The sequence below is a fragment of the Actinomadura sp. NPDC048032 genome (assembly GCF_040653175.1).
GTDB lineage: Bacteria > Actinomycetota > Actinomycetes > Streptosporangiales > Streptosporangiaceae > Spirillospora > Spirillospora verrucosospora.
The window spans coordinates 18,046-36,766 of record NZ_JBEZJP010000025.1 but is presented as its reverse complement, the minus strand read 5'-3'; the positions used below and the strand labels follow the sequence as shown (position 1 = coordinate 36,766).

Annotated in this window: 20 protein-coding genes and 1 pseudogene; 16 read left to right on the top strand and 5 right to left on the bottom strand. The window is 74.1% G+C overall.

Annotation, left to right across the window (positions count from 1 at the left end):
* A pseudogene (locus tag AB0C69_RS06085) lies at positions 1-1,206 on the bottom strand (DNA-directed RNA polymerase subunit beta); the annotation flags it as partial.
* Positions 1,207-1,573: 367 nt separating this feature from the next.
* Between AB0C69_RS06085 and AB0C69_RS06080 the strand changes: the two are divergent.
* From AB0C69_RS06080 to AB0C69_RS06065, 4 genes are all read left to right on the top strand, one after another.
* Entirely contained in the window at positions 1,574-2,734 is a 1,161-nt protein-coding gene (locus AB0C69_RS06080) for a histidine kinase (protein WP_360350389.1), read from the top strand.
* Complete coding sequence (locus AB0C69_RS06075) at positions 2,722-3,384, top strand: response regulator transcription factor (RefSeq protein ID WP_345185171.1); 663 nt, start codon at positions 2,722-2,724, stop codon at positions 3,382-3,384. The genes AB0C69_RS06080 and AB0C69_RS06075 overlap by 13 nt, the downstream gene beginning before the upstream one ends.
* A 97-nt stretch (positions 3,385-3,481) precedes the next feature.
* Complete coding sequence (locus AB0C69_RS06070; RefSeq protein ID WP_360350385.1) at positions 3,482-4,084, top strand: helix-turn-helix domain-containing protein; 603 nt, start codon at positions 3,482-3,484, stop codon at positions 4,082-4,084.
* An 11-nt stretch (positions 4,085-4,095) separates the two neighbouring features.
* Positions 4,096-4,650, top strand: coding sequence for a carboxymuconolactone decarboxylase family protein (locus AB0C69_RS06065; protein ID WP_360350382.1), 555 nt, complete (start codon positions 4,096-4,098; stop codon positions 4,648-4,650).
* A gap of 9 nt (positions 4,651-4,659) precedes the next feature.
* On the opposite strand, the gene AB0C69_RS06060 is transcribed toward AB0C69_RS06065, so the two are convergent.
* Positions 4,660-6,204 carry an MFS transporter gene (locus AB0C69_RS06060; protein WP_360350379.1) on the bottom strand — a complete coding sequence of 515 codons (1,545 nt, stop codon included), beginning with the start codon at positions 6,202-6,204 and terminating at the stop codon, positions 4,660-4,662.
* 184 nt (positions 6,205-6,388) lie between these two features.
* Here AB0C69_RS06060 and AB0C69_RS06055 point away from each other — a divergent pair, with 184 nt between their 5' ends.
* Both AB0C69_RS06055 and AB0C69_RS06050 read left to right on the top strand, forming a co-directional pair.
* Complete coding sequence (locus tag AB0C69_RS06055; protein WP_360350395.1) at positions 6,389-6,799, top strand: YciI family protein; 411 nt, start codon at positions 6,389-6,391, stop codon at positions 6,797-6,799.
* Complete coding sequence (locus tag AB0C69_RS06050) at positions 6,796-8,073, top strand: DUF6596 domain-containing protein (protein WP_360350376.1); 1,278 nt, start codon at positions 6,796-6,798, stop codon at positions 8,071-8,073. The genes AB0C69_RS06055 and AB0C69_RS06050 overlap by 4 nt, the downstream gene beginning before the upstream one ends.
* Here AB0C69_RS06050 and AB0C69_RS06045 read toward each other — a convergent pair.
* Positions 8,070-8,522 (bottom strand): helix-turn-helix domain-containing protein, encoded by a 453-nt coding sequence (locus AB0C69_RS06045; protein WP_360350374.1) that lies wholly within the window; start codon positions 8,520-8,522, stop codon positions 8,070-8,072. The genes AB0C69_RS06050 and AB0C69_RS06045 overlap by 4 nt on opposite strands.
* 107 nt (positions 8,523-8,629) lie before the next feature.
* Between AB0C69_RS06045 and AB0C69_RS06040 the strand changes: the two genes are divergently transcribed.
* Positions 8,630-9,475 carry an alpha/beta hydrolase gene (locus AB0C69_RS06040; protein ID WP_360350371.1) on the top strand — a complete coding sequence of 282 codons (846 nt, stop codon included), beginning with the start codon at positions 8,630-8,632 and terminating at the stop codon, positions 9,473-9,475.
* Between the two features lie 24 nt (positions 9,476-9,499).
* On the opposite strand, the gene AB0C69_RS06035 is transcribed toward AB0C69_RS06040, so the two are convergent.
* On the bottom strand, positions 9,500-10,117 hold the full coding sequence (locus AB0C69_RS06035) for a TetR/AcrR family transcriptional regulator (protein ID WP_360350368.1): 618 nt from the start codon (positions 10,115-10,117) through the stop codon (positions 9,500-9,502).
* A gap of 117 nt (positions 10,118-10,234) precedes the next feature.
* Between AB0C69_RS06035 and AB0C69_RS06030 the strand changes: the two genes are divergently transcribed.
* From AB0C69_RS06030 to AB0C69_RS05995, 8 genes are all read left to right on the top strand, one after another.
* Positions 10,235-11,125 carry a virginiamycin B lyase gene (locus AB0C69_RS06030; protein ID WP_360350365.1) on the top strand — a complete coding sequence of 297 codons (891 nt, stop codon included), beginning with the start codon at positions 10,235-10,237 and terminating at the stop codon, positions 11,123-11,125.
* Positions 11,126-11,424: 299 nt separating this feature from the next.
* Positions 11,425-12,264: an MFS transporter gene (locus tag AB0C69_RS06025; RefSeq protein ID WP_360350362.1), complete on the top strand. Its 840-nt coding sequence runs from the start codon at positions 11,425-11,427 to the stop codon at positions 12,262-12,264.
* A gap of 9 nt (positions 12,265-12,273) precedes the next feature.
* Positions 12,274-13,059, top strand: a complete 786-nt coding sequence (locus tag AB0C69_RS06020) for an RNA ligase family protein (protein WP_360350359.1) — start codon at positions 12,274-12,276, stop codon at positions 13,057-13,059.
* The gene (locus AB0C69_RS06015; RefSeq protein ID WP_360350356.1) at positions 13,046-14,170 is read left to right on the top strand and encodes an AAA family ATPase; all 1,125 of its coding nucleotides are present in this window, start codon (positions 13,046-13,048) and stop codon (positions 14,168-14,170) included. The genes AB0C69_RS06020 and AB0C69_RS06015 overlap by 14 nt, the downstream gene beginning before the upstream one ends.
* A 132-nt stretch (positions 14,171-14,302) precedes the next feature.
* Entirely contained in the window at positions 14,303-14,788 is a 486-nt protein-coding gene (locus tag AB0C69_RS06010) for a phage holin family protein (protein WP_345185202.1), read from the top strand.
* Positions 14,785-15,195 carry a DUF3618 domain-containing protein gene (locus AB0C69_RS06005; protein ID WP_345185204.1) on the top strand — a complete coding sequence of 137 codons (411 nt, stop codon included), beginning with the start codon at positions 14,785-14,787 and terminating at the stop codon, positions 15,193-15,195. The genes AB0C69_RS06010 and AB0C69_RS06005 overlap by 4 nt, the downstream gene beginning before the upstream one ends.
* Positions 15,196-15,203: 8 nt before the next feature.
* On the top strand, positions 15,204-16,232 hold the full coding sequence (locus AB0C69_RS06000) for a YihY/virulence factor BrkB family protein (RefSeq protein ID WP_360350352.1): 1,029 nt from the start codon (positions 15,204-15,206) through the stop codon (positions 16,230-16,232).
* An 81-nt stretch (positions 16,233-16,313) separates the two neighbouring features.
* The gene (locus tag AB0C69_RS05995; protein WP_345185210.1) at positions 16,314-16,883 is read left to right on the top strand and encodes a GNAT family N-acetyltransferase; all 570 of its coding nucleotides are present in this window, start codon (positions 16,314-16,316) and stop codon (positions 16,881-16,883) included.
* A gap of 21 nt (positions 16,884-16,904) precedes the next feature.
* Here AB0C69_RS05995 and AB0C69_RS05990 read toward each other — a convergent pair whose 3' ends face one another.
* Positions 16,905-17,867 (bottom strand): YafY family protein, encoded by a 963-nt coding sequence (locus AB0C69_RS05990; RefSeq protein WP_360350349.1) that lies wholly within the window; start codon positions 17,865-17,867, stop codon positions 16,905-16,907.
* An 81-nt stretch (positions 17,868-17,948) separates the two neighbouring features.
* Between AB0C69_RS05990 and AB0C69_RS05985 the strand changes: the two genes are divergently transcribed.
* Positions 17,949-18,713 carry an alpha/beta fold hydrolase gene (locus AB0C69_RS05985; protein WP_360350346.1) on the top strand — a complete coding sequence of 255 codons (765 nt, stop codon included), beginning with the start codon at positions 17,949-17,951 and terminating at the stop codon, positions 18,711-18,713.
* The last annotated feature ends 8 nt before the right edge of the window (positions 18,714-18,721 follow it).

Sequence of the window (18,721 nt, the reverse complement as noted above, 5' to 3'; positions counted from 1 at the left end):
CGGCCGGATGTTGATCAACGTCTGCGGCGTGATCGCCTCGACGTCCTGCGTCGTCATCCGCTCCCGGACCACCCGCTCCATACGGGCCAGCCCCAGACGCACCTGGTTCTGGATCAGCTCCCCCACCGTGCGCAGCCGCCGGTTGCCGAAGTGGTCGATGTCATCGACCTCGATCGGCACCGCCACACTGCCCAGGGTCGCCTCCTCCTCACCCGCGTGAAGACGCACCAGATACTCGATCGTGGCGACGACGTCGTCCTCGGTCAACGTCCCCTGGTTCATGTCCAGGTCCAGACCGAGCTTCTTGTTGATCTTGTAACGGCCGACCTTCGCCACGTCGTACCGCTTGGGATTGAAGTACAGATTCTCCAGCAGCGTCTGCGCCGACTCACGCGTCGGCGGCTCACCCGGACGCAGCTTGCGATAGATGTCCAGCAGCGCGTCATCCTGCCCGGACGTGTGATCCTTCTCCAGCGTCACATTGATCGACTCATACGAGCCGAACCGCTCCCGGATCCGCGCCTCGTCCCACCCCAGCGCCTTCAGCAGCACCGTCACCGGCTGCTTGCGCTTGCGGTCGATGCGCACGCCCACGTTGTCGCGCTTGTCGATCTCGAACTCAAGCCAGGCACCCCGACTCGGGATCACCCGGCACCCGTAGATGTCCTTGTCCGACGCCTTGTCCAGCGCCCGGTCGAAGTACACCCCCGGCGAACGCACCAGCTGCGAGACCACGACACGCTCGGTGCCGTTGATGATGAAGGTGCCCTTGGGGGTCATGAGCGGGAAGTCGCCCATGAACACCGTCTGGCTCTTGATCTCACCGGTGGTGTTGTTGATGAACTCCGCCGTGACGAACATCGGGGCGGAGTAGGTCATGTCCTTCTCCTTGCACTCCTCCACGGAGTACTTCGGAGGCTCGAACCGGTGGTCCCGGAACGACAGGGACATGGTCCCGGAGAAGTCCTCGATCGGACTGATCTCCTCGAAGATTTCCTCCAGCCCCGACTGCGTGGGAACGTCCCTGCGCCCGGCCTGGCGAGCCGCCTCGACCCGGGCCTTCCAGCGCTCGTTGCCGACCAGCCAGTCGAACGAGTTGGTCTGCAGGGCAAGGAGGTCCGGAACCTCGAGGGGCTCGTGGATGCGTGAAAAGGAGACGCGGCGGGGACCGGCGGGTACGGCGGAAGCGGTGCGCGAGGCTGCCAACAGGTGTGTCCTTCCGAGGGCTCGCGGCGGACTGGCGGCGCGCACGCCGGACGACTTCACGGCCGATACGGGAGGAGGGGACGTCGAGGCGAGCGCGGAAGGGCAGCATAGAGCAGAATGCAGACAGATGTCCACACCTACTTCAATTGTCAACCTCGATCCCGGGACCAGGATGACACGCTTCCCTCTCCCCCGTCAAGCCGCGCACCCGGAGAAGACCCATGAAAGGAACGTTCGGGTAGTTCGCGGTCAGAAGTACGCCTGACACGCGGATGAAATTCCCGATGGGAGCCGGTCCGTCCACGGTACGGGCGGGCACCGACTTTGGTCGGTGTCGGCGCGCGGCCCCGGCCACTAGCCTCGGCCCGTGAGCGAGACGTTCCACCAGGCGGAGCACGGCGCGCGGCGCCTGCTGTGGTCCGCGGCCTGCGTCGCCGCGGCGGCGGGCGCGCTGGGCGCGCTGACGCTGTGGGGCCGTTTCAGCGCGGACGTGACCGGCGCCGTCCTGACCCTCGACATCGCGGTCGCCCTGGCGAGCTGGCTGCTTTCACCGCTTCTGCTCTGGCGGCCGGTGGGCGTCGCCATGGCGCTGACCATGCTCGCGGCGCTGTCCCCCACCGCCACCCCGGCGGCCAGCATCGGCGTGCTGCAGGTCGCGCAGCGGCGCCCGTTCCGGGTCGCGACGCTGGTCGGCGCGGCGGGAGTCGCGGCGCACGTCGCGCAGGGGCTGTGGCAGCCGAACCGGGGCATCTCCTTCGGCTGGTGGCTGCTGCTCATCGCCCTCGGCTACGGCGCGCTGGTCGGCTGGGGCGCGCTGGCGCGGGCGCGCCGGGAGCTGCTGGTGTCGCTGCGCGAGCGGGCCCGGCGCGCCGAGGCCGAGCAGGGCCGGCGGGTCGCCGAGGCGCGCATGGCCGAGCGGACCCGGATCGCCCGGGAGATGCACGACGTGCTCGCCCACCGGCTGTCGCTGCTGGCGACCTACGCGGGCGCGCTGGAGTACCGGCCGGACGCCCCGCCGGAGAAGCTGTCGCACGCGGCCGGGGTGGTCCGCGCCGGGGTGCACCAGGCGCTCGACGAGCTGCGCGAGGTCATCCTGCTGCTGCGCGCCGAGGACGCCGACGAGGAGGACCGGCCCCAGCCCGTCCTGCGGGACGTGCCCCGGCTGGTGGAGGAGTCTCGCGACGCGGGCGGGCGGGTGGAGCTGCGCGACGAGACGGTCGGCGCGTCCGCCCTTCCGGCGGCGGCCGGGCGCACCGCGTACCGGATCGTGCAGGAGGGGCTGACCAACGCCCGCAAGCACGCCGCGGGACGTCCCGTCCGGGTGGTGCTGGAGGGGCGGCCCGGGGCCCGGCTCGTGGTCGACATCCGCAACCCGCTGCCCGAGGACGGCGCGGGGCCGCTCGCGCCCGGCAGCGGGACGGGCCTGGTGGGACTGACCGAGCGGGTGCGCCTGGCGGGCGGGCGGCTCGACCACCAGGCCGCCGAGGGCGAGTTCCGGCTGCGCGCCTGGCTACCATGGCCCGCGTGACCCGTCCCCTGCGCGTCCTGATCGTGGACGACGACGCCCTCGTCCGCGCCGGTCTGTCGATGATGCTGGACGGGACGGGCGGCATCGCCGTGGCGGGCGAGGCCGCCGACGGCGACGAGGTGCCCGCGGCCACCGACGCGCACGCCCCCGACGTCGTGCTGATGGACCTGCGGATGCCGCGCGTGGACGGCATCACCGCGACCCGCAGGCTGCGGGCCCGCCCGAGCCCCCCGGAGGTCATCGTGCTGACGACCTTCGATTCCGACGAGAACATCCTGCACGCGCTGCGCGCGGGCGCCAGCGGGTTCCTGCTGAAGGACACCCCGCCGGACCAGATCGTCCACGCAGTGCGGCAGGTCGCCGCCGGCAACCCGATCCTGTCGCCGCGCGTCACCCGGCGCCTCATGGACCGCGCCGCGGTCGAGGCCGGCGCCTACCAGCGCGCCCGCGCGGCGCTCGCCCGGCTGAGCCCCCGTGAGAACGACGTGGTCCTGGCGATCGCCCGCGGTCGTTCCAACGCCGACATCGCCGCCGAGCTGTTCATGAGCGTGGCCACGGTCAAGGCGCACGTCTCCAGCGTCCTGACCAAGCTCGATCTGGACAACCGCACCCAGATCGCTCTGCTGGCCCACGACGCCGGCCTCGCCTGACCGGCTCGCCCGCTCAGCTTCACACCGTCCCCCTTGCGCGCCGCCGTAGCCGCATGCCAATCTTGGAACGATCATTCCAAGTTGGGGAGGCGGACCGGTGCCGGACGTCAAGCACTTCGATCCCGACGCCGTCCTGGACCGGGCGGTGCGGCTGTTCTGGCGGCGCGGCGCCGCCGCGACGGGCATCGCCGAGGTGGTGGCCGAGACCGGCGTCAACCGGTCGAGCCTGTACGCGACGTTCGGCGGCAAGCGAGACCTGTACGTGGCGGCGCTGCGCCGCTACACCGAGCGGCAGTCGCGCCCGGTGTTCGACCGGCTCGCCGCCGACGGGCGGGGCCTGCCGGGCATCGCCGCGTTCTTCGACGGGCTCGTCGCCGCGCGGTGCTCCGGCGAGCACGCCCGCTGGGGCTGCATGGTCTCCAACGCCCACGCCACGCAGGACGGGGACGACCCCGACGAGCGGGAGGTGCTCGACGCCCACCATGAGGCACTGTGCACCGCCATGCGCTCCGCCCTTCTCGCAGCCCGCGAGCACGGGCAGCTGCGCGACGACGTGGACGTGGGATCCGCCGCGCAGATGCTGGCGCTGCTCGCCTACGGGGTGAACCTGCGCTCTCGCGCCGGGGCCGGCCCCGGCGAGCTGGCGGACACCGTGGACGCCGCCCTGCGCTCCCTCTCCCCCGCACATGACCAGCCGTGAAGGAGACGACGATGGCCGAGTTCAGCGTCTACGACGAGACCGACGCTCCCGCCGACGCCCGCCCGCAACTGGAGGCCGCCAAGAAGCGGATGGGGTTCGTCACCACGCTCAACGGGGTGATGGCCGAGTCGCCGGAGCTGCTCGCCGGCTACAACGCCCTGTCGGAGCAGTTCATGAAGTCGTCGCTGCCGGGCCACGCCAAGCACACCGTGCTGATCACCGCCAGCGTGCTGAACGGCTGCGAGTACTGCGTGGCCGCGCACTCCACGGTGGCGCTGCGGGCCCGCGTCCCCGCCGAGGTGGTGGAGGCGCTGCGCGCGGGGCGGGCCCTGGACGATCCCGCGCTGGAGGCCGTCCGCCGCCTCACCGGCGCCATGGTCACACGGCGCGGCTGGGTGGACGACGCGGACGTCGAGGCGTTCCTGGCCGCCGGACACACCCGCCGCCACGTCCTGGACGTCATCCTCGGCGTCGGCATGAAGACCCTGTCCAACTACACCAACCACATCGCCCACACGCCGCTCGACCCGGCCTGGAAGGAGCAGGAGTGGACGGCTCCCTCCTGACGGAGCCGCTCACACCGCGGCGGTCCGGGTCCCGGCTTCCCCGGACGCCGTCTCCGCGGCCGGCGCGGGCTTCGCGACCGCGCCGCCGCGGGCCGACGCCGCCACGAGCACGGCGAGCACGACGAAGATCGCGGCGGCGATGGCGCCGGTGAGGTGCAGGCCGGCGGTGAACGCGGCGCGGGCGCCCTCCAGCAGCTCCTCGGCCCGCGCGGGCGGCAGGTGGCCGCCGGCGGCGACGGCGCCGGCCAGGGTGCGGGCCGCGGCCCCGCCGACGTGGTCCATACGGGCCTGGTAGACGGAGGCGCCGATCACGCCGATGACCGCCAGGCCCAGCGATCCGCCGAGGTAGTTGCCGGTCTCCGACATCGACGCCGCCGAGCCCGCGCGTTCGGGCGGGACGGACCCCACCACCAGGCCGGTGCCCAGCGCGAACAGCGGGCCGGTGCCGAGGGCCAGGACGGTGATGCCGGCGATGACGGCCGCGGCCCCGTCCGACACCGTCAGCGGGAGGCAGCCCACCGCCGACACCGCCAGTCCGGAGGCGATCGCGGTGGCCGGGCGGATCCGCCTGGCCAGCGCGGGCGCCGCCATCGTCCCCACCGCGACGCCCAGCCCCATCGGCGCGAACAGCACGGCCGAGGCCAGCGGCGAACGGCCCAGCACGTCCTGCAGGTACTGGGTCACCATCAGGCCCGTCCCCGCCATGGCGACGCCCGCGAGCACCAGCGATACCAGGACGGCGCTGAGCGGGCGGCTGCGCAGCAGCCGCAGGTCCAGCAGGGGGTGTTCGAGCCGGAGCTGGCGCCGGACGAACACGGCGCCGGCGACCGCTCCGCCGGCGAGCGCGGCGGCGGGGACGGCGCCGCGGCCGTCGGCGAGCGTCAGCTGCTTCAACCCGTAGACCATCGGCAGCACGGCGGCCAGGGAGAGCCCGACGCTGAGCGGGTCGACGCGCCGTCCGGCCGACCGGTCCCGGAACTCCGGCAGCAGGAACGGCCCGGCCGCCAGCAGCAGCGCCATGACCGGGACCGCGACCAGGAACACCGATCCCCACCAGAAGCGCTGGAGCAGCAGCCCGGCCAGCACCGGGCCGAAGGCCCCGCCCGCGAACTGGCAGGTGGCCCAGATCGCGATGGCCTTCCCGCGCTCGCGCTCGTCGCGGAAGATGTTGGTGATCAGCGCCAGCGTCGAGGGCATCAGTGTCGCGCCCGCCACGCCCAGCAGCGCCCGGGCGGCGATCAGCGTGCCCGGGCTGGGGGCGTAGGCGGCGACGGCCGACAGGACGGCGAACGCGGCGGCGCCGGCGAACAGCAGGCGGCGGCGTCCGATCCGGTCGCCCAGGGTCCCCATGGTGATGACGAAGCCGGCGACCATGAAGCCGTAGGCGTCGCTGATCCACAGCTGCTCGGTGCCGCCGGCCCCCAGGTCGGTGCTCAGCTGCGGCAGCGCCAGCAGCAGCGCCGTCATGTCCATCGCCATCACCAGGGACGGCAGCGCGAGGACTGCCAGCGCGAGCCACCGGCGCGTCCCGGCGTCCTGCCCGTTGTGCTCCATGTCGTTCTTCCTCTTCGGAGTGGGATCACGTGTCACGGGGTGATCGGAGCGGGTGCGCGGTTCTCGACATCGGTCCGCGGGAAAAAACTGGGAAGGTGTGTCGAAGGCGGCTGAACGGCTCCGACGTCTCCCCTGCGAGGCGCCGCCGGGGCGCCGGGGCGGAGGGGAGACCACCGTGAAGTACATGCTCATGCTGTACGCGTCGCAGCGGGCCTACGACGAGATGGCGGGCAACGTGCCCGAGGGCGAGGCCCTCTGGTCCGGCGAGGAACTGGCCGAGATGCACGCGTTCATGGAGAGGTTCAACCAGGACCTGGTCGAGTCCGGGGAGTTCGTGGACGCCCAGGGGCTGGCCGCGCCCGTCCACACCCGCCGCTTCCACATGAAGGACGGGGCGCCGGCCGTGACCGACGGCCCCTACCCCGAGACGGCCGAGGTCCTCGCCGGATACACCGTCATCGAGTGCGACGGTTTCGACCGCGCCTCGCAGATCGCCGCACGGCTCGCGCAGTGCCCCGGCCCGCGGGCGGCACGGGAGCGGGCGTACGTGGACCTGCGGCCGATCGTCGACGGGCGCGCCGACCTGGAGCCGTGACCGCGCCGCCGGAGGAGGCCTGGGACCTGCTGCGCCCGCTGGCGCCGCAGGTCCTCGGCGCGCTGGTGCGCCGGTACGGGCACTTCGACGCCGCCGAGGACGCCGTCCAGGAGGCGCTGGCCGCCGCCGCCTCGCAGTGGCCGGAGCAGGGGCTTCCCGCCGACCCGCGCGCCTGGCTGATCACGGTGGCGTCGCGCCGGCTGACCGACCTGCTGCGCGCCGAGCGGGCCCGCCGGCGCCGGGAGGACGCCCTGGCCGCGTGGACGCCGCCGGACGCCTGGCTCGCTCCCGGCGCCGACCGTCCGCCGCAGGACGGCGACGACACCCTGATCCTGCTGTTCATGTGCTGCCATCCGGTACTGGCGCCGGACCTGCAGATCGCGCTCACGCTCCGCTCGGTCGGCGGGCTGACGACGGCCGAGATCGCCCGCGCGTTCTTCGTCCCCGAGGCGACCATGGGGCAGCGCATCAGCCGCGCGAAGCGGCGCGTCCGCGACAGCCGCGTCCCCTTCCGGATGCCCGGCGCGGACGAGCGGCCGGCCCGGGTCGCCGCCGTCCTGCGCGTCCTCTACCTGGTCTTCACCGAGGGGTACGCCAGTACGGCCGGGCCGCACCTGTACCGGGGCGAGCTGGCGACCGAGGCGATCCGGCTGGCCAGGATCGTGCACCGGCTGCTGCCCGGCGACGCCGAGGCGACCGGTCTGCTCGCGCTCATGCTGCTCACCGACGCGCGCCGTCCCGCCCGGACGGGTCCGGGCGGGGTCCTGGTCCCGCTCGCCGAGCAGGACCGGAGCGCGTGGAACGCCGAGTACATCGCCGAGGGGGTGGAGCTGCTGTCGGCGGCGCTGCCGTACGGGCCCGCCGGCCCCTACCAGGTGCAGGCCGCGATCGCCGCGCTCCACGACGAGGCCGCCACCGCGCGAGACACCGACTGGCCGCAGATCGCCGCCCTCTACGGGGTGCTGATGGAGCTGTCGCCCAACCCGATGGCGGCGCTCAACCACGCCGTGGCGGTCGCGATGGCTCGCGGGCCGGCCGCCGGGCTCGCCCTGCTGGAGGGGCTGCGGGACGACGCGCGGATCGCCGGGCACCACCGCCTGCACGCCGTCCGCGCCCACCTGCTGGAGATGTCCGGCGACGCCGCCGCCGCGCGGGCGTGCTACCTGGCGGCGGCCGAGCGCACCCACAGCCTTCCCGAGCAGCGCTACCTCCACGACCGCGCCGCCCGCCTGGCGCGGATGGCCGCGGCGCCCGAGCGTCCGGCGGGCCGCTAGCCGCGCAGGCGGGTGACCGTCTGCGGGGTTAGGTGCCGCGCGAGCTCTTCTAGCAGACCGGCGATCTCGGCGACCCGCTGCGGGTCGTCGGTGTCCAGGGCCGCCGCGAGGGCGGCGTCGACGGTGGTGGACCTGACCTCCTCCACTCTGGCGGAGGGCTTCGGGGCGGGGCGGACGCGGACCCGGCGGCGGTCGTCGGGATCGGGCTCGGTGAGGACGGCGCCCGTGTCGCGAAGCCGGGCGACCGCCGCCGACACCGCGCTCTGCGGAAGGCCGGTCCGGTCGGCGATCTCTCCGACGGCGCTGCCGGGGTGCGCGCGCACATCGCTCACGACGATCAGCACGGTCCGGACGCTGGTGGAGTGCCGGCCGATGCCCTCGGTGGGCAGGGCCTCCTCGCCGATCTTCATCAGGGTCCGTCCCAGCAGGAAAAGCTCGACTCCGTCCATGCCGCCAATTTACATCAGATTTGATGCATCAGTCTTGATGTATCAAATCTGATGCTTTACGGTCGTCTCGGACGGCCGAACGGCCCCCCGACCGAGAGGACCTCGCGATGGACACCGCCACGACCCCGACGACCACGGGCATGCTCCGGACCGACGGCGCCGAGCTCTACTACGAGGTGCGCGGCACCGGCCCGATGCTGCTGATCTCCCAGAGCGGCGAGGGGGACGCCGGGCGCAGCACGGACCTGGTCGACCGGCTCGTCGCCGACCACACCGTGGTGACCTACGACCGCCGCGGCCTGTCCCGCAGCGTGCCGGACGACCCCGCCGCCGGGGTGAGCCTGGCCGCCCACGCCGACGACGTCCACCGCCTGCTGGCCGAACTGTCGGACGAGCCGGTGCTCATGCTGGGGTGCAGCCTCGGCGCCTCCATCGGGCTCCACCTGGCCGTCGACCACCCCGGCCAGATCAGCGTGCTCGTCGCCCACGAGCCGGTCACCCCGCGGCTGCTGCCCGCCGACCAGCGCGCACGCCACGAGCGGGAACTGGCCCACATCCAGCGCGTCCACCGGCGCGACGGGCTCGCCGCCACGTTCGCGACGATCGCCGGCGTGCTGGGCATCGACCCCGCCAGCCCCGACGTCGAGCCCGGCCTCACCCGGCACCCCATGACGCCCCAGCGAGCGCGCAACTTCGACTTCTTCGTCGAGCACGACTTCACCGCCGTCATCAACGACACCCTCGACGTCGCCGCGCTCACCGGGACCCCGACCCGGATCGTTCCGGCCTTCGGGCGGACCACCCCGCGCACGGTCTTCGACAGCAGGTGCGCCTTCGCGCTGGCCGACCTCGTCGGCACGGCGCCCCGGGAGTTCCCGGGCGGCCACAACGGCAACACCACCCACCCCCGCGCCTACGCCGCCGCTCTGCGCGCCGCCCTCAGCGCCCCTTGATCTCCCGCTCCGGCCCGGCCGCGGTCACGGGCTCGGCGCGGCCGTGAGGGCGCCGGCGCGGGCAGCGGCGTCCGCGGACGCGGCGGCCCGGTCGGCCGTCTGCTCGTCGACCGGCTCCCCGGTGATGAACAGCCGGTAGTAGAGGGGGGCGACGGCGAGCCGGACGACCTCGACCGCGTCCGTGCCCGCGGGGACCTCGCCGCGCTCGACGGCGCGCCGGACGATGACGGCGGACTGCTCATGGCGCCGGGCGAAGAACGCGTGCAGGGATCGGGCGGCGTCGCCGCTCTGGGCCGCGGCCAGCACGAAGGCGCGCGCGACGGGGCCCTCGACGGGATCGGCGAAGCCGGCCGCGACGAGCCGGGCGAGGGCGCGCAGGTCGCCCGCGAGGGTGCCGGTGTCGGGGATCGGCCACGGTTCGGCGGAGGCGATCCCGAGGGCATCGGCGATGAGGCCGTCGGCGTTCTTCCACCGCCGGTAGACGGTGGTCTTGTGGACCCCGGAGCGGGCCGCCGCCGCTTCGACGGTGAGCCCCTGGTAGCCGTGCTCGGACAGCACGGCGAGGGTCGCCTCCCGGACGGCGTCGCGCACCCGCGCGGTGCGGCCGCCGGGACGGACGGTCCCGGGCCCGGCGGCGGTCACCGCGCGGTCCTGCGGTTCCTGCAGTTGTCCATGCAACCGATGCTAACGCAACAATGATTGCGTTAACTTTGTCCTCGGGCGGAAACAGCAGTGGAGGGACGAGGGGGGACGAGATCCATGACAGAGGGTTCGCACGCCACGATCGAGGAGTTCAGAGTGTCCGGCCCGGACGCGGGGCCTTACAGCGTCGCCGCCGGGCCGGACGGGGCGTTGTGGTGCACGCTCGTCCACGAGGGCCGGATCGCGCGGCTGGCGCCGGACGGGGGCCTGACCGTGCACGGGCCCGTCCCCGCCGGACCGATGATCATCACGGCGGGCCCGGACGGCGCGCTGTGGTTCACCGCGTTCCACGGCGACGCGATCGGCCGGATCACCTCCGAGGGCGAGGTCGCGCGGTTCGCCCTGCCCGCGGGGTCGGGCCCGTGCGGGATCGCGGCCGGGCCGGACGGCGCGCTGTGGTTCACCCGCATGCACGCCGGCGACGTCGGCCGGATCACCGTGGACGGCCGGGTCAGCACCTTTCCGGTGCCGGGAGAGGGCGCGATGCCCTCGATGATCGCGGCGGGTCCCGACGAGGCCCTGTGGTTCACCCTCAACCAGGGCAACGCCGTCGGGCGGATCGCGCCGGACGGGGAGGTCGCCGTCCATCCCCTGCCCACCGAGGGCTCCGCGCCGGTCGGCATCACCGCCGGGCCGGACGGCGCGCTGTGGTTCACCGGCATCGGCGCCGGGCACATCGGGCGGATCACCACCGACGGGAAGGTGACCGAGTTCCCGCTGCCCGACCGGGAAGCCCGCCCGCACGCCATCGTCGCCGGGCCCGGCGGGGACCTGTGGTTCACCGAGTGGGCCACCGCCCACGTCGGCCGCATCAGCCCCGACGGCCGCATCGACGAGCACCCGCTGCCGACGCCCGGATGCGAGCCGCACGGCATCGCGGTCGGACCGGACGGCGCCCTGTGGGTGGCGCTGGAGATCGGCGCGCTCGCCCGCGTCGCCGTCGCCTGATCCGCCCCCGCGGGCCGGACGGTTCGATCCCCGCCGCAGCGTCCGGGAGCGACCGTGGGCGGCATGGGTTCCCCAACGCACGCCACCGAGCCCCCCGCCGCCCCGCCGACCGGCCCCGCGTCCCGGCGCGGGGCGGTGCTCGCGATCCTGTGCGCCGGGATGTTCCTGGTGCTGCTGGACGTGACGATCGTCAACGTCGCGCTCCCCGGCATCGGCCGGGCGCTCGGCACCGGCCTGCCCGGCCTGCAGGGCGTCGTGGACGGCTACGCGGTCGCGATCGCGGGGCTGCTGCTGCGCTGGTGCGCGAGCCCCGCCGTGCCCGGCCGGGCGCGGCGCCGGACCGGGCGGGGATGGTGCTCGCGCCGCTCACCCTCGGCGGCCTGGTCTGGACGGTCATCGCCGCGGGCCACGGCCACCGGGACGGCGCCGCCGCCACCGCCGTCCTCACGCCGGCCGCCGGGACGGCGTTCGTCCTGGCCGAGCGGCGCGCGGCCGCGCCGATGGTCCCGGGCGGGCTGCTGCGGGCCCCGGCGTTCCTCGGCGCCGGCGCCATCGCGCTCATCATGAACCTGGTCACCAACGGGGTGCTGTTCGTGGCGACGCTGCGACTCCAGCAGGCCGGGGACCGCTCCGCGCTGGTCGCCGGGGCGATGCTGCTGCCGATGGCCGTGCCGCCGGCGGTGCTGGCCCCGGTGAGCGGGCGCCTCACCGCCCGGTTCGGACCGCGGGTGCCGCTCGCCGCGGGCGCCGCCGTGGCCGCGGCCGGATCCCTTTCGCTGCTCGGCGCCGGTCCCGGCGGGGGCTACGCGGCGCTGCTCCCGGCGCTGCTCGGCATCGGGATCGGGGACGGCCTGATCGTCACCGCGGTGGTCGCCGCCGCGATGCGCGCCGTGCCCCCGGCGCACGCCGGGCTGGCCGGCGGGTTCAACAACACCGCCCGGCAGGTCGGGACGGCGCTCGGCGTGGCCGTCTACGGGGCGGTCGCCGGTCCGGCGCTCCACCCGGAGTTCGCCGCCGGCCTGCACGTGCTGGCCTGGGCGAGCGTGGCGCTGTGGCTGTGCGCGCTGGCCCTCGTCCGCGTCGTCCCGGCCCGCGGGCGGACGGAAAACCGGTTGGCAGGACCGGCGGTCCGGCCCTAGAACAGTCGCATGCTGCGCAAGTACCCCCGGACCCGGCACATCGCGGGCTCCCGGCTCCAACCGGGTGACCACGACCTGGCCGCCGTGCCGTTCCGGGCTATCGCCGGGCGGTACCTGGTGGTGGAGGAGAAACTCGACGGCGCCAACGCCGGCATCAGCTTCTCCTCCGGCGGCGAGCTGCGGCTGCAGAGCCGCGGCCACTACCTGACGGGCGGGCCGCGCGAGCGCCAGTTCGGGCCGCTGAAGGCGTGGGCGGCGTCCGTCCAGCACGTCCTCCAGGAGCGCCTGCAGGACCGGTACGTCCTGTACGGGGAATGGCTGTACGCCAAGCACACGGTCTTCTACGACGCGCTCCCCCACTACTTCTGCGAGTTCGACGTCCTCGACCAGACCGACGGGACGTTCCTGTCGACCGAGCGGCGGCGCGAGCTGCTCGCCGGGACGCCGGTGGTGTCGGTGCCCGTCCTGCACGAGGGCCCGCTGCCGGACGTGGCCGCGCTGACGAAACTGGCCGGCCCCTCCACGTGCCGCACCCCGCAGTGGCGGGACGCGTTGCGCGCGGCGGCCGAGGCCGGCGGCGCCGACCCCGCCCGCGTCGTCGAGGAGACCGACGCCTCCGAGGAGATGGAGGGCCTCTACATCAAGGTGGAGGAGGACGGGAAGACGGTGGACCGCTACAAGTGGGTCCGGCCGAGCTTCCTGACCGCGATCCTCGATTCGGGCACCCACTGGCAGGAGCGGCCGATCGTCGCCAACGGCCTGGCCGACCCGGAGGTGCTGTATGCGGGTGTTTGAGGAACTGTGCCCGGCACCGCCGCACTGGACCGTCCCGTGGGAGCGGATCCGGGACGTCTTCGGCTGGGTGCGCGACATGGCGGGCGTCCCCCAGGACGCCGTCTACCACGGTGAAGGCGACGTCGAGACCCACACCCGGATGGCGTGCGAAGCGCTGGCGGCGCTGCCGCAGTGGCGCACCCGCCCGGCGCGGGAGCGGGTCCGCCTGTTCACCGCCGTGCTGATGCACGACATCGCCAAGCCGCACTGCACCGCCCTGGACGACGACGGGCGCATCACCGCGCGGGGCCACTCGCGCCGCGGCGACCTGATGGTCCGGCGCATCCTGTGGGAACTGGGCGCGCCGGTCGCCTGGCGCGAGCACGTGGCGGCGCTGATCCGCCACCACCAGGTGCCGTTCTGGGCCCTGGAGCGCCCCGACCTGCGGCAGATCGCGTTCCGCGTCAGCCTGCTGGCCCGCAACGACGACCTGGTCCTGCTGGCGTCCGCCGACATCCTCGGCCGGATCTGCCCCGACACCGAGGAGCTCCTGGAGAACGTCGCCCTGTACGGGGAGTACTGCGCCGAGCAGGACTGCCTGGACGGGCCGCGCGCGTTCCCCTCCGACCACGCGCGGTTCTGGTTCTTCCGCAAGCCCGACCGCGACCCCGGCTACGCCGCCTACGACGACACGCGCTGCACCGTGACCGTCCTGTCGGGGCTGCCGGGCGTCGGCAAGGACCACTGGATCGCCGCGCACCGGCCGGATGCGCCCGTGGTCAGCCTCGACCGGCTCCGCGCCGAGATGGGCGTCGACCCGGCAGGCGACCAGCGTGCCGTGGCGTCCGCCGCCCATGAGCAGGCCCGCGAGCACCTGCGCGCCGGGCGGTCGTTCGTGTGGAACGCCACCAACGTGTCCCGCCAGCAGCGCGAGCTGTGCACCGGCCTCGTCGCCGGGTACCGGGGCCGCGTCGAGATCGTCGCGCTGGAGGCGCCGCCGCGGGTCCTGCGGGACCGCAACCGGGAGCGCCCCTCGCCCGTCCCGGACGCGGTGATCGACCGGCTCGTGCGGCGGTGGGAGACCCCCGACCCGACCGAGGCGCACCGGGTCGACTGGCTCAGCACGGCCTGAGCCGCCCGGCGCAGCCGTCCGGCCCGCCCGGGCCCCGCCCGGTCACCGCGTGTCGGGCTACCGCCACGTTTAGCCCATGCGCACGGGGAACGCCCTTTTCCAGGTTTCGAAACATGGAGGGGGCCTGGAGGCATGAGCATCGTGCGGCAGCAACACGGCGACGGCCAGGCCGGGACGACGGGCGTGCACCGGCAGGACGTCGGGCGCGCACCGGAGTTCCGGGCCGAGCACCACGAGGCGGGCACGGGCGAGCTGGTCCGGCAGGCCGCCCAGCAGGTCTCGGACCTGATGCGGGCCGAGATGCGCCTGGCCGTGGCCGAACTGAAGGACAAGGGCCGCCACGCCGGCACCGGAGCCGGCCTGTTCGGCGGCGCCGGGCTGGTGGCGCTCTACGGGGTGGCGGTCCTGCTCGCGGCGGTCGTGGCCGCGATCGCGGTGGCGCTGCCGGTGTGGGCGGCCGCCCTGATCGTCGGCGCGGTGCTGCTGGCGGTGGCGGGCGTCCTGGCGCTGATGGGCCGGGCGCAGACCAGGCGGGCCACCCCGGCCAAGCCCGAGCAGGCCATGGACGAGGCCAAGCTGGCCGTGGCCGAACTGAAGGAGAGGGCGACGCACCGATGACGATGCAGGGCAAGCACGGCGCCGAGGCGGGCACCGAGGAACTGCGTCAGGAGGTCGACCGGGCCCGGCACGAGCTCGGTGAGACGGTGGAGCAGCTCGCGGCCAAGGCCGACGTGAAGGCCATGGCGCGGGAGAAGGTCGGGCAGGCCCGCGAGAGGGCGCGCGACACGGCGGCGTCCGCGTGGGAGGCCGCGAGTTCGGAGGAGGGCAAGGCGAGGGCGCGCCAGGGCGGCGTCGTCATCGCGTCGGCCGGGGCGGTCGCGCTGGGCGCGGTCTGGCTGCGCCGCCGCCGCACCTCGCGGAGCAGGCCCCAGCTGCGGCTGGGACGCGGCCGCAAGGCGCCGGTGCAGGTGCGGATGCGCACCGGCCAGAAGCGCGCCGTCACGGTACACCGCACCCGCCGGTGAGGACGCACATGAGCAAACGGCCCGAAGCGCCCACCGACCTGCCCGCGCGGTCGTGGTGGCAGACGCTCAAGCGCACCCTCGGCGAGTTCCAGAAGGACAACCTCTCGGACTGGGCCGCCGCGCTCACCTACTACTCCATCCTGTCGATCTTCCCGGCGATCCTGGTGGTGGTGTCGCTGGTGGGCCTGGCCGGCCAGTCGGCCACCGACAGCCTCGTCCAGAACGTCGGGAGCCTGGCGCCGGGCGCCGTCCGTGACCTGCTCGTCAACTCGATCAGGCAGCTGGAGGGGGGCGCCGGAGGAGCGGGCGTCGTCGCGGTGCTGAGCCTCGCGGCCGCCGTGTGGTCGGCGTCGGGCTACGTCGGGGCGTTCATGCGCGCCTCCAACGCCGTCTACGACGTCCCCGAGGGCCGCCCGTTCTGGAAGACGGTGCCGCTGCGCATCGGGGTCACGCTGCTGACGCTGGTGCTGCTGTCGGCGTCGGTGATCGCGGTGGTGGTGTCCGGGCCGCTGGCGCGCAAGGCCGGCGACATGCTCGGGGTCGGCTCGCAGGCGGTCACCGTCTGGGGCATCGCCAAGTGGCCGATCCTGGTGGTGGTGGTCGGCTTCCTGTTCTCGCTGCTGTACTGGGCCTCCCCGAACGCCAAGCGCGGTTTCCGCTGGGTCACGCCGGGCAGCGCGCTGGCGATCCTGCTGTGGCTGGTGGCCTCCGGGCTGTTCGCGCTGTACGTGGCGAACTTCGCCTCCTACAACAAGACCTACGGCAGCCTCGCCGCGATCATCATCTTCCTGGTGTGGCTGTGGATCACGAACCTGGCGATCCTGCTGGGCGCCGAGCTGGACGCCGAACTCGAACGCAGCCGCGCGATCGCCGGCGGGCAGCCCCCCAAGGAGGAGCCGTACGTCGAGTTCCGCGACACCCGCGCGTTCGACGAGGAGGAGCGCCGCGAGAACGGCGTCGAGGACGGTGCCGAGGGCGGCGCCGAGGGCGGCGCCGAGAACGAAGCCGAGGACCGGCACGGGGCGCACCGGCTGTAGGCCGCGGGACGGCGGGACGGGCGTGCGCTACCGGGGAATTACGGGTCGCACAAGACCGAATCCCCTGAATAGGATCATCGCATGCTCCGTCCCGCCTACCCGATCGAGACAGAGCGGCTGACCCTGCGGCCGTTCCGCGAAACCGACCTGGAGGGCCTGTACGCCTACCAGTCCCTGCCCGAGGTCGCGCGCTTCCTGTACTGGGAACCCCGCTCCCTGGAGGAGTCGCGGTCGTTCCTGAAGCAGAAGATGAGCGCCTCCACCGTGGAGAAGGAAGGCGACTGGCTGGTCCTGGCGGTGGAGTGGCGCGAGACGGGCGAGCTGATCGGCGAGGTCAACCTCCAGTGGCGCAGCCGCGAGCATCGGCAGGGCGAGATCGGCTACATCTTCAACCCCGCCTACCACGGCAAGGGGTTCGCCACCGAGGCCGCCGAGGTGGTGCTGCGGCTGGGCTTCGAGGGGCTCGACCTGCACCGCGTCTGCGGGCGGCTGGACGGCCGCAACGCCGCGTCCGCCCGCGTTCTGGAGCGCCTCGGGATGCGCCGCGAGGCGCACCTGGTGCAGAACGAGATCGTCAAGGGCGAGTGGAGCGACGAGGTCGTCTACGCGATGCTCCGCCGCGAGTGGGACGCCCGCGCCGGCAGGTCCTGACCGGCCCCGCCGGGGCGGCGGTCACCGCCCGGCCTGCTCCCCCAGGGACCGGGCCAGGTCGCGGACGTGGCCGCGCAGTTCCTCGGGCCGCCGGATGACGAACGGGAAGCCGAGCCCCGCCAGCATGCGCGCCATCCCGTCCAGGCGTTCGGCGCGCGTGGTCATCACCACTCCCCCGGCGGCCTCGGTCAGCGTCGCCGTCGTGGCGGGGATCCGGTGCCGCGCCTCGCCGAGGGTCGTCTCCAGCAGCACCTCGACCTCGTGGGCGTAGGGCACGCGCGCCAGTGACCGGGTGACGTGCTGGACCGGGTCGAGGTCGTCGGGGGGCTCGAAGCGGGCGGTGCCGGGCTCGGCGGCGGCGACGCGGTCGACGCGGAACGTGCGGATCTCCCCGCTGCGGTGGTCGTGGCCGGTGACGTACCAGCGTCCGGAGTGGAAGACCAGGCCGTAGGGGTCGAGGTCGCGCTCGGTCTCGGCGCCCTGCCAGGACCGGTAGCGCATGCGGACCCGGCGCTTCTCCCGCGCCGCCGCCGCGAGGGTCAGGACGGCGCCGGTGTCGGGCGCGGCGGAGTCGCGGGCGGCGAGGGTGAACCCGAGCGTGTCCCGCAGCGCCTGGACGCGGTCGCGCAGGGTCGCGGGCAGGACGCGCTGCACCTTGGCGAGCGCGCTCTCGGTGGCCTGGCCGGGCAGCCCCACCCGCCGTCCGGCCAGCAGCCCCAGCACCACGGCGGTGGCCTCGTCGTCGGTGAGCATGAGCGGCGGCAGCTTGTAGCCGGGCATGAGCCGGTAGCCGCCGTACCGGCCGCGCTCGGCGACGACCGGGACGCCGAGATCGTCCAGGCGGGCGGCGTAGCGGCGGACGGTCCGCTCGTCCACGCCGAGCCGCCGCGCCAGTTCCGTCCCGCTCATGCGGGGGTTGGCCTGCAGCAGCTCCAGCATGGCCAGGACGCGGGTCGTCGGATGGGACGGCGCGGGGTGTGGCACGGGTCACTCGCTCAATCCGGGCGGTTCTTGTCCGGTATCGACCCTAGCGTGGGATCACATCCACCGAGAGGACGGCTGAACATGGCAGCTGGCAAGGCGACGTTCGTACTGGTCCCGGGGCACTGGCTCGGCGCCTGGGCGTGGGACGAGGTGGCGGCGGACCTGCGGGCCGCGGGCCACGAGGTGCGCGCGGTGACGCCGGCCGGGCAGGCCGAGCGGGCCGCCGAAGCCGCGCCCGGGACCGACGTCGGCGGGCAGGTCGACGACCTGGTGCGGCTCATCGAGGACGACGACCTGACCGGGGTCGTGCTCGTCGCGCACAGCGGCGCGAACATGGCGGTCACCGGCGCGGCCGACCGGATCCCCGAGCGCATCGCCCGGGTCGTCTACGTCGACACCGGTCCCATGCCGTCCGGCCTGGCCGGCATCGACTTCCACGACCCCGCCTCGCGCGCGGAGCTGGAGAAGGCCGTCGCCGAGCGCGGCGACGGCTGGAAGCTCCCGGTGCCGGCGTTCGATCCGGAGCAGGATCCGGCCAACCTCGCAGGCCTGACCGGCGAGCACCTGGCCGCGATGCGCGAGCGTGGGACGCCCCAGCCGTTCGGCACCGTGACGCAGGCGCTCACCCGCCCCGACCCGGTGCCGGCCACGCCGCGCACGCTCATCGCCTCCACGATCCCGCTGGCCGCGGTCAAGCAGATGGGCGAGGGCGGCCACCCGGTCTTCTCGATGATGACCGGGCCCGGCTGGACCTACCACGAGCTGCCGACCGGGCACTGGCCGATGCTCTCCCGGCCCCGCGATCTGTCCGCGCTGCTGGCCGGGGCCGCCGCCGGCGGGGCCTGAATCACTCA

Coding starts and splice junctions, on each gene's coding strand:
- AB0C69_RS06075 (WP_345185171.1), top strand. CDS start 2,722: ATGGCCCGCGTGACCCGTCCCCTGCGCGTCCTGATCGTGGACGACGAC.
- AB0C69_RS06065 (WP_360350382.1), top strand. CDS start 4,096: ATGGCCGAGTTCAGCGTCTACGACGAGACCGACGCTCCCGCCGACGCC.
- AB0C69_RS06060 (WP_360350379.1), bottom strand. CDS start 6,204: ATGGAGCACAACGGGCAGGACGCCGGGACGCGCCGGTGGCTCGCGCTG.
- AB0C69_RS06055 (WP_360350395.1), top strand. CDS start 6,389: ATGCTCATGCTGTACGCGTCGCAGCGGGCCTACGACGAGATGGCGGGC.
- AB0C69_RS06045 (WP_360350374.1), bottom strand. CDS start 8,522: ATGGACGGAGTCGAGCTTTTCCTGCTGGGACGGACCCTGATGAAGATC.
- AB0C69_RS06040 (WP_360350371.1), top strand. CDS start 8,630: ATGGACACCGCCACGACCCCGACGACCACGGGCATGCTCCGGACCGAC.
- AB0C69_RS06030 (WP_360350365.1), top strand. CDS start 10,235: ATGACAGAGGGTTCGCACGCCACGATCGAGGAGTTCAGAGTGTCCGGC.
- AB0C69_RS06020 (WP_360350359.1), top strand. CDS start 12,274: ATGCTGCGCAAGTACCCCCGGACCCGGCACATCGCGGGCTCCCGGCTC.
- AB0C69_RS06015 (WP_360350356.1), top strand. CDS start 13,046: ATGCGGGTGTTTGAGGAACTGTGCCCGGCACCGCCGCACTGGACCGTC.
- AB0C69_RS06010 (WP_345185202.1), top strand. CDS start 14,303: ATGAGCATCGTGCGGCAGCAACACGGCGACGGCCAGGCCGGGACGACG.
- AB0C69_RS06005 (WP_345185204.1), top strand. CDS start 14,785: ATGACGATGCAGGGCAAGCACGGCGCCGAGGCGGGCACCGAGGAACTG.
- AB0C69_RS06000 (WP_360350352.1), top strand. CDS start 15,204: ATGAGCAAACGGCCCGAAGCGCCCACCGACCTGCCCGCGCGGTCGTGG.
- AB0C69_RS05995 (WP_345185210.1), top strand. CDS start 16,314: ATGCTCCGTCCCGCCTACCCGATCGAGACAGAGCGGCTGACCCTGCGG.
- AB0C69_RS05985 (WP_360350346.1), top strand. CDS start 17,949: ATGGCAGCTGGCAAGGCGACGTTCGTACTGGTCCCGGGGCACTGGCTC.